Source organism: Zavarzinia sp. (assembly GCF_049306435.1).
Taxonomy (GTDB): Bacteria; Pseudomonadota; Alphaproteobacteria; order Zavarziniales; family Zavarziniaceae; genus Zavarzinia.
On record NZ_JBAQRT010000152.1, the window covers coordinates 1 to 3,184 of the forward strand.

The following is a 3,184-nucleotide window of genomic DNA, read 5'->3' on the forward strand; positions in this document are numbered from 1 at the left end:
CGGCGGCGGTCGCCGCCCTCGCCCTGCTGCGGGAAGGCGGGCTGGCCCATGCAGTCGCCGGCCATTGCTCGGCCGAGCCGGCCCATCGCCAGTTGCTGGAGCGGCTGGCCCTCGTGCCGCTGCTCGATCTCGGGATGCGGCTGGGCGAGGCGTCGGGCGCGGCCGTCGCCGCCAGTATCCTGCGGGCGGCCGCCCGGACCCATGGCGAAATGGCCAGTTTCGCCGAGGCGGGGGTCGACGGCGCGGCCTGATTTTCCGAGACGGAATTTCCCGGGGCGGACATGAAAAAGCCCGGCACGATCGCTCGTGCCGGGCTTTTCCTCGACGGACGGCCGGGGCCGACAGACTTAGAAGTCGTCGTCGTTTTCCGGGGTCGGCAGCAGGTCTTCGTCGTTGACGACCGACTCGTCCTCGGTCTCGAACACGACTTCGCCGGTCGAGGCCTGGACGGCGGCGTCGGCGGCCGAACGGGCGATGTTGATGTTGACCGTGACCGAGACTTCCGGGTGCAGGATGACACGGACGGGGGTCACGCCCAGGGTCTTGATCGGCTGGCCGAGCTGGACCTGACGGCGGTCGACGGTGTAGCCGGCCTCGATGATCGCGGCGGCGACGTCGCGGTTGTTGACCGAACCGTAGAGCTGGCCGGTATCGCCCGCCTGGCGGACGATGACGACCGAGATATTGTCCATCTTCACCGCCACGGCCTCGGCTTCCTTGCGGAGTTCGAGGTTATGGGCTTCGAGGTGGACGCGCTCGCGCTCGAAACGGGCCAGGTTTTCCTTGGTCGCGCGCAGGGCCTTCTTCTGCGGCAGCAGGAAGTTGCGGGCAAAGCCGTCGCGAACGCGAACGACATCGCCCATCTGGCCGAGCTTCTCGACGCGCTGGAGGAGTACGATTTCCATCTGAACGCCTCCTTACTTCACGATATAGGGCAGCAGGGCCAGATGGCGGGCGCGCTTGACCGCCTGGGCCAGTTCGCGCTGCTTCTTGGCCGAAACCGCGGTGATGCGCGACGGGACGATCTTGCCGCGCTCGGAAATGAAGCGCTGCAGCAGCTTGACGTCCATGTAGTCGATCTTCGGCGCGTTCGGGCCCGAGAAGGGGCACGACTTGCGACGACGGAAGAACGGACGGCGGGCAGCGCCGCCGGCGGCACCGCCGCCCTGGGAATTACGCTCGCTCATGCTTCTGCTCCGAATTCATCGCGGTCGCCATAGCCGTCACGGTCGCGACGGCGGCCTTCGGTCGCCTCGCGGCGGGCACGCTCTTCGCGCGCGGCCTTGACCTGCATCATGATCGACGGGCCTTCCGGCAGCTCTTCCTTGCGGAGCGTGAGCACGCGGATGATGTCTTCGTTGAGGCGCAGGTTGCGCTCCATCTCGGCGACCGCGGGGTGCGGGGCGTCGATGTGGAAGAGCACGTAATGGCCCTTGCGGTTCTTCTGGATGCGATACGCGAGGTTGCGCAGGCCCCAGTATTCGGTCTTGACGATCGAGCCGCCGTTGTCGGCGATGATCTTGGTGAGGTCTTCGATCAGGGTTTCGACCTGTGCGCTCGAAACGTCCTGACGAGCAATGAAGACATGCTCGTAAAGTGCCATGCCACGCTTCTCCTTCTGGCTGTTCGCGGCCCGGCGTTGGGGGAATATCCCCGGACAACAAGACGGGCCTAGCCGGCACCCTGCCGGCAAGGAGCGATGGAAGCGCGGCACTATACACATTTGCTGACAGGGGGCAAGGGGCGCCGGCGGGCGCTCCCCTGGCCGGCGAGTGGAAGTCTTCTTTCCACTGCAAAGCCGGCTTGCAGGCGCGGGAGCCGGAAAGCCATCGGCCCGGCGGGATCGCGTCGCCGGTTTCCGGTGATTTGCGCTGCCGATCGCCATGATGCCACAGTGGCATGTGACTTGCTGGTCTCATCGGCATGACAAGCGGCGCGTCGACGCCGCGACGAAAAGACGGGAGGATCAGGCATGGCCGGGCGGCTCGGGCTTCGGGGCATGACATGAGTGATGCGCGCGGCATGGCGATCCGGGTGCGCGGCCGGGTGCAGGGCGTGGGCTTCCGGCCGACGGTCTGGCGCCTTGCCCGGGACCTCGGCCTGACCGGCGATGTGCTGAACGACGGCGAGGGGGTGCTGATCCGGGTGACCGGCGATCCGGCCGCCATCGACGCGCTGATCGACCGCCTGCGCGCCGCGCCGCCGCCGCTGGCCCGGATCGACGGGATCGAGGCGGCGGCGATCGCGCCTCTGCCGGCCCGCGACTTCCGGGTGATCGAAAGCCGGCAGGGCGGTGCCCATACGGATGTGGCGCCCGACGCGGTCACCTGCGCCGCCTGTATCGCCGAAGTGTCGGACCCGTCGGCCCGGCGCTTCCGCTATCCCTTCACCAATTGCACCCATTGCGGGCCGCGCTTTTCCATCGTGCGCGGCATTCCCTATGACCGGGCGCGCACGACCATGGCGCCCTTCGCGCTTTGCCCGGCCTGCCTCGCGGAATACGAGGACCCGGCCGACCGGCGCTTTCACGCCGAGCCCATCGCCTGCCCGCTCTGCGGTCCCCGGATGCGGCTGATCCGGCTCGACGGACGGCCGCTGCCCTCCGACCTTCCGCCGGACGAGGATGCGGTGGCGGCGGCCTGCCGCCTGCTGCTGCGGGGCGAGATCGTCGCGATCAAGGGCCTCGGCGGCTATCACCTGGCCTGCGACGCGACCCGAGGCCCCGTCGTCGCCGCCCTGCGGGAGCGGAAGCGCCGCAACGCCAAGCCCTTCGCCCTGATGGCGCGGGATATCGGCATCATCCGCCTTCATGCCGAGGTCGGCCCGCTCGAGGAAGAGTTGCTGCGCTCCCCCGCCGGGCCCATCGTTCTGCTGCGCGCGACCGGTCCCCTGCGCCTGCCGGACGCGGTGGCGCCGGGCCTCGACCAGTTGGGCTTCATGCTGCCGACGACGCCGCTGCATCACCTGATCCTGCGGCGCATGGACCGGCCCCTGGTGATGACCAGCGGCAATCTGTCGAGCGAGCCGCAGGTGACCGACGAGGCGGCGCTGCACGAGCGCCTGACCGGCATCGCCTCCTATGCCCTGGTGCACGACCGGGCGATCAGCAGCCGGATCGACGATTCCGTGGTCCGGGTGGTCGGGGGCGTGCCGCGCCTGCTGCGCCGGGCGCGCGGCCATGCGC

The 3,184-nt window shown here is 69.1% G+C and carries 5 protein-coding genes; 2 read left to right on the forward strand and 3 right to left on the reverse strand.

The annotated features are described in order from the left end of the window. Positions 1–251: nicotinate-nucleotide--dimethylbenzimidazole phosphoribosyltransferase (locus tag WAZ62_RS08460; RefSeq protein ID WP_422643084.1), on the forward strand; the 251-nt coding region annotated here is incomplete at its 5' end. Between the two features lie 96 nt (positions 252–347). On the opposite strand, the gene rplI is transcribed toward WAZ62_RS08460, so the two are convergent. The 3 genes from rplI to rpsF are packed head-to-tail and all read right to left on the reverse strand — an operon-like array spanning position 348 to position 1,603. After that, positions 348–905: a 50S ribosomal protein L9 gene (rplI, locus tag WAZ62_RS08465; RefSeq protein WP_422643085.1), complete on the reverse strand. Its 558-nt coding sequence runs from the start codon at positions 903–905 to the stop codon at positions 348–350. A 12-nt stretch (positions 906–917) separates the two neighbouring features. Then, on the reverse strand, positions 918–1,187 hold the full coding sequence (gene rpsR, locus WAZ62_RS08470) for a 30S ribosomal protein S18 (RefSeq protein WP_109905486.1): 270 nt from the start codon (positions 1,185–1,187) through the stop codon (positions 918–920). Further along, positions 1,184–1,603: a 30S ribosomal protein S6 gene (gene rpsF / locus WAZ62_RS08475; protein WP_422643086.1), complete on the reverse strand. Its 420-nt coding sequence runs from the start codon at positions 1,601–1,603 to the stop codon at positions 1,184–1,186. The genes rpsR and rpsF overlap by 4 nt, the downstream gene beginning before the upstream one ends. Before the next feature lie 401 nt (positions 1,604–2,004). Here rpsF and WAZ62_RS08480 point away from each other — a divergent pair. Next, positions 2,005–3,184: Sua5/YciO/YrdC/YwlC family protein (locus WAZ62_RS08480; protein ID WP_422643087.1), on the forward strand; the 1,180-nt coding region annotated here is incomplete at its 3' end.